Below are 16911 nucleotides of genomic sequence, written 5' to 3' on the forward strand. Positions count from 1 at the left end.
ATGCGCATGGCGAACCCCTCGGGTTTCGCAGTGCTGCAAAAAAAGGCGCCCCTTGTGGGCGCTTTTTTTATGGGTGCCATCTGGGCCTTTCCCGCCCTGGCATTCTGCCCGCTACCGCAGCAGCCACAGCAGGTGCTGGTGCGCCAGGTGGTGGATGGCGATACCGTGCGCCTGGCCGATGGCCGCAGCGTACGCCTGATTGGCATCAACGCCCCGGAAATTGGCCGCAACGGGCGCACCAGCGAGCCTTATGCCGAGGCCGCGAAGCGGCGCTTGCAGGCGCTGGTCAAGGCCAGTGATGGGCGTATCGGGCTGGTGCCAGGCGTTGAGGACAAAGACAAATACGGCCGCACGCTGGCGCATATCTACGGCCGTAATGGCGACAATCTGGAAGCACAGTTACTCAGCGAGGGTTTGGGCTACCGCGTGGCAGTGGCTCCGAATGTGCGTCTCAGCGGTTGCCAGCAACTTGCCGAGCAAGCGGCGCGCAAGGCAGGCAGCGGCTTGTGGCGCCGTTCGCCCGTGGTCCCGGCAGGGGAAGTCAGGCAGCCGGGTTTCGCTGTGGTTGGTGGCCGCATCAAGGGTATCGAACGCAACCGTGGTGGTGTCTGGCTGACACTGGACGACGCCGTGGTGCTGCAGGTTCCCGCTCGTCTGCAACGCAACTTCCCCGCCAGCTTCTTCGATAACCTCAAGGGACGCCAGGTCGAGGCGCGTGGCTGGGTGCTGGACCGTTCCCGCAAGGGCGGCTTGAAGCCCGGGCAGCGACGCTGGGTGTTGCCATTGACCGATCCGAGCATGTTGGAGCGTATTTCAGGCTAAAAGATGTAGACATTTCGCTATTAGATTGTACACACTGTGAGCCGTATGCCCCCGTGGGTTATAGCGTAAAGTCGTAGGCTAAAGGCCTTGACACAAGTGACCGACCAGTCTTGTGACTCCCCGGCTCTTTGCGTATCCTCGGCGGTCCGTCAGAACAGTAAATAGCGGAATGCCCACCATGTCAGACCTGAAAACCGCCGCTCTCGAATACCACGCTCAACCTCGTCCGGGGAAACTGAGCGTCGAGCTCTCCAAGCCCACTGCCACCGCCCGTGACCTCGCCCTGGCCTACAGCCCAGGTGTTGCAGAACCCGTGCGTGAAATCGGCCGTGATCCAGAGCTGGCTTACAAGTACACCGGCAAAGGCAACCTGGTTGCGGTGATTTCCGATGGCACCGCCATCCTCGGTCTGGGCGACCTCGGCCCACTGGCTTCCAAGCCGGTCATGGAAGGCAAGGGTGTTCTGTTCAAGCGTTTCGCCGGTATCGACGTGTTCGACATCGAAGTCGAATCGGAAAGCCCACAAGCGTTCATCGACACCGTTCGCCGTATTTCGATCACCTTCGGTGGCATCAACCTCGAAGACATCAAGGCGCCTGAGTGCTTCGAGATCGAGCGCACCCTGATCGAACAGTGCGACATTCCGGTATTCCACGATGACCAGCACGGTACCGCCATCGTGACCGCTGCCGGCATGATCAACGCCCTGGAAATCGCCGGCAAGAAGCTGGAAGACGCCAAGATCGTCTGCCTGGGTGCTGGTGCAGCCGCCATCTCCTGCATGAAGCTGCTGGTGAGCATGGGTGCCAAGGTCGAGAACATCTACATGATCGACCGCAGCGGCGTGATTCACGCTGGCCGCGACGACCTGAACCAGTACAAGGCGCAGTTCGCCCACGCTACCGACAAACGTACCCTGGCTGATGCCCTTAACGGTGCAGACGTGTTCGTGGGCCTGTCCGGCCCGAACCTGCTGAGCCCGGAAGGCCTGAAGTCAATGGCGGCCAACCCGATCGTGTTCGCCTGCTCGAACCCGGACCCGGAAATCTCGCCAGAGCTGGCGCACGCCACCCGCAGCGACGTGATCATGGCGACCGGTCGTTCCGACTACCCGAACCAGGTCAACAACGTACTGGGCTTCCCGTTCATCTTCCGTGGTGCTCTGGACGTTCGCGCCAAGCGCATCAACGAAGAAATGAAGATCGCTGCCGCTATCGCCCTGAAGGACCTGGCCAAGCTGCCAGTGCCGAAGGAAGTGTGCGAAGCCTACGGCGTCGAAGGCCTGGAGTTCGGCCGTGAGTACATCATTCCGAAGCCGCTGGACGCACGCCTGATCACCGTCGTTTCCGACGCTGTGGCCAAGGCCGCCATCGAATCCGGCGTGGCTACCCTGCCGTATCCGAAGCACTACCCGCTGACCAGCGTGGATGACGTGTTCAACGGCTGATTGCCGCTGTAGCGACACAAAAAGCCCCGGCTCGTATGAGCCGGGGCTTTTTGTTTGGCATTGTGAAGGATGTGTCAGGGCTGCAGGGTGTTTGCCATGGCAAAGTTGTCGCCTATGAGATCGAGCGCCGCCCGCGCGGCGCTCGATGTCAGCAGCCTCACATAACCCCAGTCAAACACCCAGCCTCAGAACAGATCCATCGGCGCCGCTTCATCCGCTGGCAGCGGGCTGCCAGGCGCTGCACCATTGCCCAGCTCATCCACCGACGGCGGCGAGTCTTCGGCCTTGAACAGCTCGAAGTAGGCATTCGGCGTGCTCGGCGAGGCAGCGCGGCCACTGACCGGGTCGACCCGCAGGCTAAGGATGCCTTCCGGTTCTGCCGGTGCGTGATTCGGTTTGTCCTTCAGCGCCGCGCCCATGAAGCTCATCCAGATCGGCAAGGCCGCCGTACCGCCGTACTCGCGACGGCCGAGGGTTTCCGGCTGGTCGAAGCCGACCCACACGGTGGTCACGTAATCGGCGTTGTAGCCGGAGAACCAGGCGTCCTTGGATTCGTTGGTGGTGCCTGTCTTGCCTGCGAGGTCGGTGCGGCCCAGTGCCAGCGCCCGGCGGCCGGTGCCGCGCTTGATCACGTCCTGCAGCATGCTGGTGAGGATGTAGGTGGTGCGCCCGTCGATGATCTGCTCGGCCACCGCAGGTGCTTGTGGTGCAGTCGCAACCTGGCTGAAGGCCGGCGGCGCCTCACCTGGCATGGCGGCGGTGCTGATGGGTTGTTCAGGTGCGGCCAGGCCCGCCTGGTCTTCGGCACCCTGCGGTACGCGGGCCGGGTTGGCGGTGAACAGGGTCTCGCCGCTGCGGCTTTCGATGCGGTCGATCAGGTACGGGGTGATCTTGTAGCCGCCGTTGGCGAATGTGCTCCAGCCGGTGGCGATTTCCATCGGGGTCAGGGTGGCGGTGCCCAGGGCCAGCGACAAGTTGCGTGGCAGGTCCTGCTTGTTGAAACCGAACTTCGCAATGTAGTCGATGGTGCGGTCTACACCCATGGCCTGCAGCAAGCGGATCGACACCAGGTTACGCGACTTGTACAGCGCTTCGCGCATGCGGATCGGGCCAAGGAAGGTGTTGGTATCGTTCTTCGGCCGCCACACTTTATCCACCGACTCGTCGACGAACACGATCGGCGCATCGTTGACCAGGGTGGCTGCCGTGTAGCCGCTGTCCAGTGCGGCACTGTAGATGAACGGCTTGAAGCTCGAACCTGGTTGGCGCTTGGCCTGCATGGCGCGGTTGTAGTTGCTCTGCTCGAACGAGAAGCCGCCAACCAGTGCACGAATGGCGCCGTTGGAAGGGTCGAGGGTGACCAGGGCGCTTTGTGCACCAGGCACCTGGCTGAACTTGAGCTTGCCGTCGTCCAGACGCTGCAGACGCACCAGGTCACCGACCTGGGCCACGTCGGCCGGCGACTGCGGTGTACGGCCCTGGGCGTTGCTGTTGATGAACGGGCGCGCCCACTTCATGGTGTCCCAGGCAACCTCGGCTTGCTGGCCGTCGCGGGTCAGCACCTTGAGGCCGGTTTTTTCGACATGGGTGACAATGGCCGGCTCCAGGCCACCAAGGATGCGCTGCTTGCCCAGTTCCTGCAGCCAGGCTGCCTGGGTACGGCCCGGGAAGCGGGCTTCCGGGCCGCGATAGCCGTGGCGCTCGTCGTAGTCGGAGAGGCCGTTGAGGATGGCCTTGTTGGCCATTTCCTGCATGTCGCTGGGCACTGTTGTGGTGACGCGGAAGCCTTCGGTGTAAGCGTCGCTGCCGTAACGGCCGACCATTTCCGCGCGGGCCATTTCAGCGATGTAGGGGGCGTTCACCTCAGGCGTCGGCACGTGGTAGCTGGCATTGAGCGGCTCGGCCAGGGCAGCCTGGTAGCTGGCTTCGTCGATCTTGCCCAGCTTGTACATGCGGCCAAGGATCCAGTCGCGGCGCTCCTTGGCGCGCACCGGGTTGGCCAGCGGGTTGAAGCGTGACGGTGCTTTGGGCAGGCCGGCGATCATGGCCATCTGCGCCAGGCTCACGTCGCGGATCGACTTGCCGTAATACACCTGCGCGGCTGCGTCGATGCCGTAGGCGCGGTTGCCCAGGTAGATCTTGTTCACGTACAGCTCGAGAATCTCGTCCTTGGTCAGCTCGCGCTCGATCTGCAGGGCCAGCAGGATCTCGTTGGTCTTGCGCGAGAAGCTGCGTTCGCTGGTGAGGAAGAAGTTTTTCGCCACCTGCATGGTGATGGTGCTGCCGCCGGTCTGGATATGCCCGGTTTTTACCAGCTGGGTCGCTGCGCGCATCAGGCTGCTGGGGTCGACACCGTAGTGGTTGAGGAAATTGTCGTCCTCGGCTGACAGAAGTGCCTGAATGAACTGTGGCGGAATTTCCGCGAAGCGGATCGGCGAGCGGCGCATCTCGCCAAACTCGGCAATCAGCTTGCCATCGCTGCTGTACACCCTGAGGGGGATCTGCAACTGGATGCTTCTGAGCGACTCGACCGAGGGCAGGCTGGGGCTAAGATACAGAAACGCACCGCTCACACCGAGTACGAGCGCGCAGATGACTGCGACGGAAGACCACCAGAAGAACTTCAGCAGACGTATCAAGGTTTTTCGGTGTCCAGGTTGAGAGTGGATTGCACGCAGGTCCGGCGGACCAGAAAACGCTGGGCATTATAAGCATTTTTTCGCCTCTCCGGGTTACCGGCCAGGCAGCCCGTCGCCTCGATGAGCAGCCCTGGCCCAGTGTTGCCGCGGGGTTGCGACAGATCGCTGCGACACGCAGCAAGGAAGCCGCGATGTTAGGACGCTTCGGCAAGGATGCCGGTTCACTGGTGGGGGTAGAAATTGCCCCGGACGCTGTTCGGGTTGTGCAGCTTCAGCGGCGCAGCCGGCGTTGTCGGGTGCTTGCCTCGGCTCAGGAACCGTTCGAGTCAGCGGCCGGCAAGGATTGGGCAGCGGAGCCCGCTGCGGTGGTGGCAGCCTTGCGTCGTGCCTACCGGCGCAGTGGTCTCAGGCAACGGCGGGTAGCGTTGGCATTACCCGCCAACCAGGTGATCTGCAAGCTGTGTCATCTGCCGATGGAGCAGACTGGTGTAGAGCTGGAGGCGCACTTGCTGGCCGGTGCCGAGCGACTGTTTCCGTTTCCGCTGGAGGACCTGGCCCTGGATTTTCAGGTTTTGGGGGCGTCTCGCGTGCAACCGGGATGCGCCGAGGTGATGGTGGCCGCATGCCGGCAAAGTGCGTTGGCGTCACTGGAGGCCATCGTTGACGAGGCAGGGTTGCAGCTGGAAGCCGTCGAGGTCGATAACATCGCCCTGTGCCGCATGTTGCCTCAGGGGTGCTTCGAAGGCTCGGCATTACTGCGTGTAGAGGCACATGGTGCAGTTCTGTATGACTGGCATCCCGGTCGGCCCAGCCAGCGTCGTGAATTGCAAACGCAGGGGCAGAAGGGGATGGGGCCGCTGTCGGAGGCGCTACATGCGCTGCTTGCCGATGAGCATTTGCCTGCTGGCCTGTGGATAACCAGCAGCTGTTCGCTGGATCCTGACTGGCTGCAAAGCCTGGGCCGTCAACTGAAAACGACGTGCCGGCATTTGCCTGGCAAGGCCGGGCTTGAGCATGTCGACGGGTCGATGCTGCTGGCTTGCGCCCTCGCTTATGGAGGATTGCGGCCATGATGCGACTGAACCTGCTGCCTTGGCGTGAGCGGCAGCGCCAGGCCACGCTTCGGCGTTTTCGCTCCCGGTTGGTCGCTGGCGCCATTCTGGCGCTGTGCGCGGTGATGCTGGTCGATCAGTTGGCCCGCCAGCGCGCGCAGCAGCAGGCGCTGTCCAACACCCGGCAACAGGCCGCGCTTGAGCGCTTGGCCGAGCAATTGCGGCCGTTGGATGATGTGCGTGCACAGCATCAGGCGCTGCTGGAGCGTTTGGCTGCGCTTGAGCGTTTGCGCGCTCAGCAGGGCATTCTGGGTGATGTGTTCACTGACCTCGAAGGGGCGCTGCCGATGGGCGTGCAGCTTCTTGACCTCAGCTTGGAAAACGGCCACTTGCGGTTGGCCGGGCTCGCTACCTCCGGCGCCGTGGTTGCGCAGTTCATGCGCGACCTGGAACATTCGCGTGTTCTGCTCGACCTGGAGCTCAAGCGCATCAGGAGCGTGCCGGGTGGCGATGAGTTTCTGTTGGCCGCGCGCGTTTCGGCGTTCTGGTCGTGAATGTGGCGCCGATCTTTGCCTGGCTGGCGGTCGCCGAGCACTCCAGGCGTATCAGGTGCCTGGCGCCAGCCATGGTCGCTGTGCTGGTGTTCGGTCTGGGTTGCGCGTTGCGCCTGCCGGCAGCGCTCCAGCAACAGGCACAAGAGGCGTCCAGGCAAGCCTCATTAGATGAACAGAAGTCAGCCAGCACGGCGAAGCTGGTCGAACTGGAGCAACTGCGGGCAGCTCTGATTGTTGCCGAGCAGGCGTTGCTGGAGGCTCACTGGCACCTGGCCAGCGGGGAGGACATGAGCGACGTGCTCGGCAGCCTGGCTTCGTCGGGGCATGCGCACGGCCTACTGGTCGAGCGGTTCGATGTGCATGAAAGCGAGCCGCAGGCAGGCTACCGCAAAACACCCCTGGAGGTGCAGGTGATGGGGCCTTACACGGCTCTGCGTCAATGGCTGCACGACTGGCTGGGCCAGGCGCGCCTGCTGCGCAGTGGCGACATCAACCTTTCTATTGTCGAGGGGCAGCCAAGGCTTTTGCGCCTGCAACTGCATGTAGAGGCCTTCGAGGCTGTCGCGCCGGTGCCGGCACCCGAGGCGTTTGCACGCACCTCGGCCAGGGCCGCCACACCAGAACCCGTGGTCGACCCTTTCACGCCAGCAGCAAGACGAATGGCAGGCTTTGGGCTGGGCAGTGTGCCGTTGGCACAACTGGAAATGGTCGGCAGCCTGTCGCGCGGGATGTCGCACGAGGCGCTGCTGATGGCGGCTGGCAGGCTCTATAGGGTTCGGGCAGGCGAGCGTTTAGGGCGTAACCACGGTGTGGTGGAGCGGGTCGACCAAGACCATGTCGAGGTCCGCGAACGGCTATTCATGGCGGGGGTGTGGCACGAGCGCACAGCGTTCATCACCCTTGCAAAGCGCCTGGGCAAGGAGGCCCCGGACCGGAATGAAAATGTTGATGAAATGGGTGTTGGCAGCCCTGCTGCCGATCCCGCTGGCGTCGGCGATGCCTTACCAGGGTGAGCCCCTGTCGTTGAACTTCCAGGATGTGGAAGTGCGCTCGGTGCTGCAGGTGCTGGCTGATTATGCGGGCGTCAACCTGGTTGCGGGTGACGACGTACAAGGTAACGTCACGTTGCGTTTACAGGATGTACCTTGGGGTCAGGCACTCGACCTGGTGTTGCGAAGCAAGGGCCTGGCCCGGCGGCAGGAGGGTAATGTACTGCTGGTGGCACCTGCGGCAGCGTTTGCCGCGCAGCCGTTCGATGCCCCCTTGGGGCAGGAGCCGAATGCTCAGGTGCAGCCGCTACGCCGTGAGCTGATACCGATCCATCATGCCAAGGCCGCCGAGCTGGTTGATCTATTGCTGACCAGCCTGGCGGATGACGGCACCCTCACTGCCAGAGGCAGCCTGGCTGTCGACGAGCGCACCAATACACTGGTGGCGTACCAGCCCGCCGACCGCCTGGCGGAACTGCGGCAGCTGGTTGCGCAACTGGACGTGCCGGTGCGCCAGGTGGCGATCGAGGCGCGTATCGTCGAAGCCAACGTCGATTACGAGAAAAGCCTGGGGGTGCGCTGGGGCGGGCCGTTGTATAGCGAAAACCTGCGGCCGGGCCAGGAGCTGTTTGTCGACCTTGGTGTGGAGCGTGCGGGCAGTAGCCTCGGCCTGGGTCTGCTGCGTGGCGACCTGTTGCTCGACCTGGAGCTCAGCGCCATGGAAAAAAGCGGCAACGGCGAGATCATCTCGCAGCCCAAAGTGGTAACGGCCGACAAGGAAACGGCCAGGATCCTCAAAGGCACCGAGGTGCCCTACCAGGAAACCAGTCAAAGTGGCGCCACCTCGGTGTCGTTTCGTGAAGCCTCGCTGTCGCTGGAGGTGACACCGCAAATCACCCCGGACAACAAGGTGATCATGACCGTCAGGGTGACCAAAGACGAGCCGGATTACGTCAATGCCTTGAACAACGTACCGCCGATTCGCAAGAACGAGGTCAATGCCAAGGTTCGCGTGGCGGACGGTGAAACCATCGTGATTGGTGGCGTGTACTCCACTTCGCAAAACAATGTGGTCGACAAGGTGCCATTTTTCGGCGATCTGCCGTATGTTGGGCGGCTGTTTCGACGCGATGCATTACAAGAGAAAAAATCCGAGCTGCTGGTCTTCCTGACTCCGCGTATCATGAGTGACCAGGCGATTGCTGTGAGTCGTTGATTCTGTGCGAAATTTGATACTTGTGGGGCCCATGGGCGCTGGTAAAAGCACCATTGGACGCCTTTTGGCCAAAGAGCTGCGCCTGCTGTTCAAGGATTCCGACAAGGAAATCGAACTGCGATGCGGCGCCAATATCCCGTGGATTTTCGACAAGGAAGGCGAGCCGGGTTTTCGTGATCGCGAGCAAGCGATGATCGCCGAACTGTGCGCGCTTGATGGCGTGGTCCTGGCCACCGGCGGCGGCGCGGTGATGCGCGAAGCCAACCGCCAGGCATTGCACCAGGGTGGTCGGGTGATCTACCTGCACGCCTCGGTGGAGCAGCAGGTTGGCCGTACCGCGCGCGACCGTAATCGCCCGCTGCTTCGCACCGCCAACCCCGAGGCGACCTTGCGCTCCCTGCTGGCAGCGCGCGACCCGCTCTACCGCGAGATCGCCGACCTGGTGGTGGAAACCGACGAGCGGCCGCCGCGCATGGTGGTGATCGACATTCTCGAGCGCTTGCAGCAGTTGCCGCCCCGTTAACCCGGGACTATTCTCGGCCACCAGCGCCGAGGCGAGGTTCAACGTTACCGCGCAGGTTGCCCGTACGGCGCCGCGCCCAAGTACATTGTGGGGATACATGCAGACACTTAAGGTCGACCTGGGCGAGCGTAGCTACCCGATCTACATAGGCGAAGGCTTGCTGGACCAGCCCGAGTTGCTGGCGCCGCACATTGCCGGCCGGCAAGTCGCCATCGTTTCCAACGAGACCGTCGCGCCCCTGTATCTCGAACGCCTGACCAAGACCCTCGGTGCCTATTCGGTGCTGCCAGTGGTGCTGCCCGATGGCGAAGCCTACAAGAACTGGGAAACCCTGCAGCTGATTTTCGATGGCCTGCTGACCGCCCGCCATGATCGCCGCACCACCGTGGTCGCTCTGGGCGGGGGTGTGATCGGTGATATGGCCGGCTTCGCGGCCGCCTGCTACCAGCGTGGTGTCGATTTCGTCCAGGTGCCGACCACCCTGCTGTCCCAGGTCGACTCCTCGGTGGGTGGCAAGACTGGTATCAACCACCCGCTGGGCAAGAATATGGTCGGTGCCTTCTATCAGCCCAACGCCGTGCTGATCGACACCACCAGCCTGAAGACGCTGCCTGCACGCGAGCTTTCGGCTGGCCTGGCCGAGGTGATCAAGTACGGCCTGATCTGCGACAAGCCGTTCCTTGCCTGGCTAGAAGACAATATGCAGGCCCTGCGCGGCCTGGACCCTGTGGCCCTGACCGAAGCCATTCGTCGCTCCTGCGCGGCAAAGGCTGCGGTAGTCGGGGCCGATGAGCGCGAGTCCGGCGTACGGGCCACGCTCAACCTGGGGCATACCTTCGGGCATGCCATCGAGACCCACATGGGCTACGGCGTGTGGCTGCACGGCGAAGCCGTGGCAGCGGGCACGGTGATGGCCCTGGAAATGTCCATGCGCCTTGGCTGGATCGACCAGGCCGAGCGCGATCGCGGAATCCGCCTGTTGCAGGACGCAGGTTTGCCGGTGGTGCCACCACAGGAAATGACCCCGGCGCATTTCATGGAGCACATGGCGGTCGACAAGAAGGTGCTCGACGGTCGTCTGCGTCTGGTGCTGCTGCGCCAGATGGGCGAGGCCGTGGTGACCGACGACTATCCGAAAGAGATTCTACAGGCCACGCTGTCGGCGGATTACCGCGCGATCGTGGCCCAGCTTTGAGGTTGTGACAGCGCAATGACCAGTTTGCATGCCGATGAGGCCTTTCTCGACCATTACCAGTTGAGCCACGATCCGTTCGCACCCCGCGTGCCCGGCTTCAAGTTCTTCCCGGCCCAGCGCAAGCCCGTGCTTGGCCAATTGCACCATCTGGCACGCTATAGCCAGTTGATGCTGGTAGTCAGCGGCCCGCTGGGCAGCGGCAAGTCGCTGCTGCGCCAGGCCCTGGTGGCCAGTACCAACAAACAGGCGGTGCAGAGCGTTGTGGTGTCTGCCCGCAGTGCCAGCGATGCTTCCGGCATGCTGGCCCAGGTCGCCCAGGATCTGGGTGTGGACCAGGCTGAAGTGCAGGCGATTCTGTCCAAGGTGGTGCAGCTGGCACTCACCGGGCAGGAAGTGTATTTGCTGGTAGACGATGCGGAACAACTCGACGAGTCGGCACTCCAAGCGTTGCTGGAATTGGCGGCCGGTGTACCGGAAGGGCGCCCGCATGTGTTCCTGTTCGGTGAACCGTCACTGATTGCCGGGCTGGATGAGCTCAATATCGAGGAAGAACGCTTCCACATCATCGAGCTCGCCCCCTACAGTGAAGAGGAAACCCGCGAGTACCTGGAGCAGCGTCTGGAAGGCGCGGGCCGGGGCATCGAGGTGTTCAGCCGTGAACAGATCGTCGATATCCATGAAAACTCCGACGGTTGGCCTGGCAACATCAACCAGGTCGCCCGTGACACTTTGATCGAAGCCATGATCGCCAGCCGCTCGACGGCCAAGCGACCATCCATGGGGTTCAAGATGCCTAAAAAACATGTGCTCGCGCTGTCCGCTGTGGTCGTGGTCGCCGTTGGCGCCGCGGTGTTGATGCCCAAGAAAGGCGACAAGGCGCCGGCCGATGCGCCAGCCGCCCAAGCCCAGTTGCCGCTTGGCGAAGGCAAGCAAGGTGCTGCCATCGAGTTCTCTGGCTCGTCCCAGCCGATGCCACTGCCTTTGGTGGGCCAGTCCCAGCCGGTGATGCGCGAACCGCTGGCCCAAGCCGCAGGCATGGGTGAAGGTGAAGAAGGCAGCCCGGCAGGCGATACCGCCCTGCAGCCCGGCAACCCACCGCCCACCGTGACCACCATTGCTCCGCCGCAAGGCGTGCCCGCCGGCCCGGCACCTGCGCCTGCCCAGCCCGTCGCCAGCGTGCCTGCCCAGCCTGTGCAGCCGGTGGCACCTGCGCCGAAACCCGTCGCAACCCAACCGGCCAAACCGGTTGCACCTGCCAAGCCTGCGCCAGCACCGACCCAGGTTGCCGTGGCCAAGCCAGCCGCCAAACCGGCTGAAAAGCCAGCGGCATCCGGTGGTGGCAGCGGTGGCTGGTACGCCGGGCAAAAGCCGGGTAACTATGTGGTGCAGATCCTCGGCACCAGCTCCGAGGCTTCGGCTCAGGCGTACGTCAAGGCCCAGGGTGGCGACTATCGCTACTTCAAGAAAAACCTGCAGGGCAAGCCGTTGTACGTCGTGACTTATGGCAGCTTCGCCAGCCGCGATGCAGCGGTTGCGGCAATCAAGAACTTGCCAGCGAAGGTCCAGGCTGGTAAACCTTGGCCACGTACCGTCGCCAGCGTCCAACAAGAGCTGGCCTCGGCCCGCTGATACCTTCCGGGCGGCATCACCCCGCCGCCCAGTAGCTAAGCGAATTCTAGCTTTCGACTAGCCTGCTGCGTTCTAACGCGGCAGGCTTTTCTGTCCCAGACTGCCGGCCACAAGCCTTACTTGCAGTCATGGCTGAAACGCTTCAGACTCGAGCCAAGCCGCTATCACGGCGCATGGCGCAAAAACATTCAAAATTGCGACATAAATTTTCAATGGTGAGACATGAAAATTTGTGGGCATCGCTGTCGCTGTGCAACAATGGTTTTCCATGGCCACCGCAAAAAAGCTGGCATTTGATCGGCGTGGATGGTAAGTGGTTGTTAAAAAAGAGATTTGCCTCCGTTGAGAGGTGAACCTGGTGAGAATGTGTCTATGAAAACAGGTCTGTACCATCCCGAAGAATTCAAGGACAACTGTGGTTTTGGCCTGATCGCCCATATGACGGGCGAACCGAGCCACCACCTTCTGCAAACCGCCATGCAGGCGCTGACCTGCATGACCCACCGCGGCGGCATCAACGCCGACGGCAAGACCGGTGACGGTTGCGGTCTGCTCATGCAGAAGCCCGATCAATTCCTGCGTGCCGTGGCCCAGGAGCACTTCGCCGTCGAGCTGCCGAAGCAGTACGCCGTCGGTATGGTGTTCTTCAACCAGGACCCGGTCAAAGCTGAAGCCGCCCGCGCCAACATGGACCGCGAAATCCTCGCAGCCGGCCTGAAACTGGTCGGCTGGCGTAAGGTGCCGATCGACACCAGCGTGCTCGGCCGCCTGGCCCTGGAGCGCCTGCCACAGATCGAGCAGGTGTTCATCGGCGGTGAAGGCCTGAGCGATCAGGAATTCGCGATCAAGCTGTTCAGTGCCCGTCGCCGTTCGTCGGTGGCCAACGCCCACGACGCCGACCACTACATCTGCAGCTTCTCGCACAAGACCATCATCTACAAAGGCCTGATGATGCCGCGCGATCTCGCGGCGTTCTACCCAGACCTGGGTGACGAGCGCCTGCAAACTGCGATCTGCGTGTTCCACCAGCGCTTCTCCACCAACACCCTGCCGAAATGGCCGCTGGCGCAGCCGTTCCGCTTCCTCGCCCACAATGGCGAGATCAACACCATCACCGGCAACCGCAACTGGGCCATGGCCCGTCGCACCAAGTTCGCCAACGACCTGATCCCCGACCTCGAAGAGCTCGGCCCGCTGGTCAACCGCGTGGGTTCCGACTCGTCGAGCATGGACAACATGCTGGAACTGATGGTGACCGGTGGCATCGACCTGTTCCGTGGTGTGCGCATGCTGGTACCGCCAGCCTGGCAGAACGTCGAGACCATGGACGCCGACCTGCGTGCCTTCTACGAATACAACTCCATGCACATGGAGCCGTGGGACGGCCCGGCCGGTATCGTCATGACCGAAGGCCGCCACGCGGTGTGCCTGTTGGATCGGAACGGCCTGCGCCCGGCGCGCTGGGTGACCACCACCAATGGCTACATCACCATCGCCTCGGAAATCGGCGTATGGGGCTACCAGCCTGAGGAAGTGCTGGCCAAAGGCCGTGTCGGCCCGGGTCAGATCCTGGCCGTGGACACCGAAACCGGCCAGATCCTCGACACCGACGCCATCGACAACCGCCTGAAGTCGCGTCACCCCTACAAGCGCTGGCTGCGTCAGCACGCCACCCGTATCCAGGCGACGCTGACCGACGACCAGGGCGTGGCCAGCTATGACGCTGACCAGCTCAAGCAATACATGAAGATGTTCCAGGTCACCTTCGAAGAGCGTGATCAGGTGCTGCGCCCGCTGGGTGAGCAGGGCCAGGAAGCCGTCGGCTCGATGGGTGACGACACGCCGATGGCCGTGCTGTCGCAGCGCGTGCGTTCGCCGTACGACTTCTTCCGCCAGCAGTTCGCCCAAGTGACCAACCCGCCGATCGACCCGCTGCGCGAAGCGATCGTGATGTCGCTGGAAATCTGCCTGGGCGCCGAGCGCAACATTTTCCAGGAGTCCCCGGAGCACGCTTCGCGGGTGATCCTCAGCTCGCCGGTCATTTCGCCCGCCAAGTGGCGTTCGCTGATGAGCCTGGAGCGCGAAGGTTTCGACCGCCAGCTGATCGACCTCAACTATGAAGAGGGTGTCGGCCTGGAGGCGGCCATCCGCAATATCGCTGACCAGGCTGAAGAAGCCGTGCGCGCTGGCAAGACCCAGCTGGTGCTGAGTGACCGCTACATCGCCCCGGGCAAACTGCCGGTGCACGCTTCGCTGGCCGTGGGTGCAGTGCACCACCGCCTGACCGAACAAGGCCTGCGTTGCGACAGCAACATCCTGGTGGAAACCGCCACCGCCCGCGACCCGCACCACTTTGCCGTGCTGCTGGGCTTCGGTGCCTCGGCTGTTTACCCGTACCTGGCTTATGAAGTGCTGGCCGACCTGATCCGCACCGGCGAAGTACTGGGCGACCTGGACGAAGTCTTCAAGTACTACCGCAAGGGCATCTCCAAGGGCCTGCTGAAGATCCTGTCGAAGATGGGCATCTCCACCATCGCCTCGTACCGTGGTGCGCAGCTGTTCGAAGCCATCGGCCTGGCCGAGGAAGTGGTCGGCCTGAGCTTCAAGGGCGTGTCCAGCCGTATCAAGGGTGCGCGCTTCGAAGACCTGGAAAGCGACCAGAAGCTGCTGGCAGCCGAAGCCTGGAGTGCGCGCAAGCCGATCCAGCAAGGCGGCCTGCTGAAGTTCGTTCACGGTGGCGAGTACCACGCTTACAACCCGGACGTGGTCAACACCCTGCAAGCCGCCGTGCAGCAGGGCGACTACGCCAAGTTCAAGGAATACACCACGCTGGTCGACACCCGCCCGGTGTCGATGATTCGCGACCTGCTGAAAGTGAAAGTGGCCGACCAGCCGCTGCCGCTGGAGCAGATCGAACCGCTGGAGGCCATCCTCAAGCGGTTCGACTCCGCCGGTATCTCGCTGGGTGCCCTGTCGCCGGAAGCCCACGAGGCGCTGGCCGAGGCCATGAACCGCCTGGGCGCGCGCTCCAACTCCGGTGAGGGCGGTGAAGACCCGGCGCGCTACGGCACCCTGCGCAGCTCCAAGATCAAGCAGGTGGCCACCGGTCGCTTTGGCGTGACCCCGGAATACCTGGTCAACGCCGAAGTGCTGCAGATCAAGGTAGCCCAGGGCGCCAAGCCCGGTGAGGGCGGCCAGCTGCCAGGCGGCAAGGTCAACGGCCTGATCGCCAAGCTGCGCTATGCGGTACCGGGCGTGACCCTGATTTCGCCACCACCGCACCACGACATCTACTCGATCGAAGACCTGGCCCAGCTGATCTACGACCTCAAGCAGGTCAACCCGCAGGCGCTGGTGTCGGTCAAGCTGGTGGCGGAAGCCGGCGTGGGCACCATCGCCGCTGGTGTGGCCAAGGCCTATGCCGACCTGATCACCATCTCGGGCTACGACGGGGGTACCGGTGCTTCGCCGCTGACCTCTATCAAGTACGCCGGCGCCCCGTGGGAACTGGGCCTGGCCGAAACCCACCAGACCCTGCGTGGCAACGACCTGCGCGGCAAGGTGCGGGTACAGACCGACGGCGGCCTTAAAACCGGCCTGGATGTGATCAAGGCGGCCATCCTTGGCGCCGAAAGCTTCGGCTTCGGTACCGCGCCAATGATCGCCCTGGGCTGCAAGTACCTGCGCATCTGCCACCTGAACAACTGCGCCACCGGCGTAGCCACTCAGAACGACAAGCTGCGCAAGGATCACTACATCGGCACCGTCGACATGGTGATCAACTTCTTCACCTTCGTCGCCACCGAGACCCGTGAGTGGCTGGCCAAACTGGGCGTGCGCAGCCTGGGCGAACTGATCGGCCGTACTGACCTGCTCGACGTATTGCCAGGCGACACCGAGCGCCAGCAGTACCTGGACCTGTCGCCGCTGCTGGGCAGCTCGCACATCCCGGCTGACAAGCCGCAGTTCTGCGAAGTGGACAAGAACCCGCCGTTCGACCAGGGCGAGCTGGCCGAGAAAATGGTGGAAATGGCCATGCCGGCCATCCGTGACCAGGCTGGTGGCGAGTTCAACCTCGACATCTGCAACTGCGACCGTTCCATCGGTGCGCGCGTGTCGGGTGAAATCGCCCGCTTGCACGGCAACCAGGGCATGGCTGCGGCGCCGATCACCTTCCGTTTCAAGGGTACTGCGGGCCAAAGCTTCGGTGTGTGGAACGCCGGTGGCCTGAACCTGCACCTGGAAGGCGACGCCAACGACTACGTCGGCAAGGGCATGACCGGTGGCAAGCTCACCATCGTGCCGCCAGCCGGCAGCCCGTTCGAAACCCAACACAGCGCCATCGTCGGCAACACCTGCCTGTACGGTGCCACTGGCGGCAAGCTGTTTGCTGCGGGTACTGCGGGCGAGCGCTTCGCTGTGCGTAACTCCGGCGCCCACGCTGTTGTCGAGGGCACTGGCGATCACTGCTGTGAATACATGACCGGCGGCTTTGTCTGCGTGTTGGGCAAGACCGGTTACAACTTCGGTTCTGGCATGACTGGCGGCTTCGCCTACGTGCTCGACATGGACAATAGCTTCGTCGACAAGCTCAACCACGAACTGGTGGAAATCCAGCGTATCAGTGGTGAAGCGATGGAGGCCTACCGCAGCCACCTGGCGCGCGTCCTTGACGAGTATGTGGAAGAAACCGGCAGCGAGTGGGGGCGTGAGCTCTCGGAGAACCTGGACGACTACGTGCGGCGCTTCTGGCTGGTGAAGCCGAAGGCAGCCAACCTGAAGCAACTGCTGTCCAGCACCCGTGCCAACCCGCAGTAAAAACAGCTGCAAGTGGCAAGCCTCAAG

The 16911-nt window shown here is 63.0% G+C and carries 11 protein-coding genes; 10 read left to right on the plus strand and 1 reads right to left on the minus strand.

Translation table 11 applies throughout. The annotated features are described in order from the left end of the window. Positions 1-822, plus strand: coding sequence for a thermonuclease family protein (locus FHW75_RS02155; RefSeq protein ID WP_025752268.1), 822 nt, complete (start codon positions 1-3; stop codon positions 820-822). Between the two features lie 178 nt (positions 823-1000). Next, on the plus strand, positions 1001-2269 hold the full coding sequence (locus tag FHW75_RS02160) for a malic enzyme-like NAD(P)-binding protein (protein WP_026020363.1): 1269 nt from the start codon (positions 1001-1003) through the stop codon (positions 2267-2269). 185 nt (positions 2270-2454) lie between these two features. On the opposite strand, the gene FHW75_RS02165 is transcribed toward FHW75_RS02160, so the two are convergent. Next, positions 2455-4908: a penicillin-binding protein 1A gene (locus FHW75_RS02165; RefSeq protein ID WP_019097361.1), complete on the minus strand. Its 2454-nt coding sequence runs from the start codon at positions 4906-4908 to the stop codon at positions 2455-2457. 191 nt (positions 4909-5099) lie between these two features. On the opposite strand from FHW75_RS02165, the gene pilM reads away from it, so the two are divergent. From pilM to gltB, 8 genes are all read left to right on the plus strand, one after another. Next, on the plus strand, positions 5100-5981 hold the full coding sequence (pilM, locus tag FHW75_RS02170) for a type IV pilus biogenesis protein PilM (RefSeq protein ID WP_019097360.1): 882 nt from the start codon (positions 5100-5102) through the stop codon (positions 5979-5981). Continuing rightward, positions 5978-6514, plus strand: coding sequence for a PilN domain-containing protein (locus tag FHW75_RS02175; RefSeq protein ID WP_084296627.1), 537 nt, complete (start codon positions 5978-5980; stop codon positions 6512-6514). Before pilM ends, FHW75_RS02175 begins: the two co-directional genes overlap by 4 nt. Before the next feature lie 11 nt (positions 6515-6525). Continuing rightward, on the plus strand, positions 6526-7527 hold the full coding sequence (locus tag FHW75_RS02180; protein WP_183673199.1) for a pilus assembly protein PilP: 1002 nt from the start codon (positions 6526-6528) through the stop codon (positions 7525-7527). Then, positions 7451-8719 carry a type IV pilus secretin PilQ gene (locus FHW75_RS02185; RefSeq protein ID WP_183673081.1) on the plus strand — a complete coding sequence of 423 codons (1269 nt, stop codon included), beginning with the start codon at positions 7451-7453 and terminating at the stop codon, positions 8717-8719. Before FHW75_RS02180 ends, FHW75_RS02185 begins: the two co-directional genes overlap by 77 nt. 4 nt (positions 8720-8723) lie before the next feature. Next, positions 8724-9242 carry a shikimate kinase AroK gene (gene aroK, locus FHW75_RS02190; protein ID WP_025752276.1) on the plus strand — a complete coding sequence of 173 codons (519 nt, stop codon included), beginning with the start codon at positions 8724-8726 and terminating at the stop codon, positions 9240-9242. A 97-nt stretch (positions 9243-9339) separates the two neighbouring features. Then, positions 9340-10437: a 3-dehydroquinate synthase gene (gene aroB, locus FHW75_RS02195; protein ID WP_025752278.1), complete on the plus strand. Its 1098-nt coding sequence runs from the start codon at positions 9340-9342 to the stop codon at positions 10435-10437. A 15-nt stretch (positions 10438-10452) separates the two neighbouring features. Beyond that, complete coding sequence (locus tag FHW75_RS02200; RefSeq protein WP_027610018.1) at positions 10453-12066, plus strand: SPOR domain-containing protein; 1614 nt, start codon at positions 10453-10455, stop codon at positions 12064-12066. Positions 12067-12438: 372 nt separating this feature from the next. Next, positions 12439-16884: a glutamate synthase large subunit gene (gltB, locus tag FHW75_RS02205; RefSeq protein WP_019098285.1), complete on the plus strand. Its 4446-nt coding sequence runs from the start codon at positions 12439-12441 to the stop codon at positions 16882-16884. Positions 16885-16911: the final 27 nt, after the last annotated feature.

Source organism: Pseudomonas sp. OG7 (assembly GCF_014192825.1).
Classification (GTDB): Bacteria; Pseudomonadota; Gammaproteobacteria; order Pseudomonadales; family Pseudomonadaceae; genus Aquipseudomonas; species Aquipseudomonas monteilii.

Bases quoted from the DNA above. Each gene is read 5' to 3' on its own strand.
- aroB (WP_025752278.1), top strand. From the start codon at position 9,340: ATGCAGACACTTAAGGTCGACCTGGGCGAGCGTAGCTACCCGATCTAC.
- FHW75_RS02160 (WP_026020363.1), top strand. From the start codon at position 1,001: ATGTCAGACCTGAAAACCGCCGCTCTCGAATACCACGCTCAACCTCGT.
- gltB (WP_019098285.1), top strand. From the start codon at position 12,439: ATGAAAACAGGTCTGTACCATCCCGAAGAATTCAAGGACAACTGTGGT.
- FHW75_RS02155 (WP_025752268.1), top strand. From the start codon at position 1: ATGCGCATGGCGAACCCCTCGGGTTTCGCAGTGCTGCAAAAAAAGGCG.
- FHW75_RS02185 (WP_183673081.1), top strand. From the start codon at position 7,451: ATGAAAATGTTGATGAAATGGGTGTTGGCAGCCCTGCTGCCGATCCCG.
- pilM (WP_019097360.1), top strand. From the start codon at position 5,100: ATGTTAGGACGCTTCGGCAAGGATGCCGGTTCACTGGTGGGGGTAGAA.
- FHW75_RS02175 (WP_084296627.1), top strand. From the start codon at position 5,978: ATGATGCGACTGAACCTGCTGCCTTGGCGTGAGCGGCAGCGCCAGGCC.
- FHW75_RS02200 (WP_027610018.1), top strand. From the start codon at position 10,453: ATGACCAGTTTGCATGCCGATGAGGCCTTTCTCGACCATTACCAGTTG.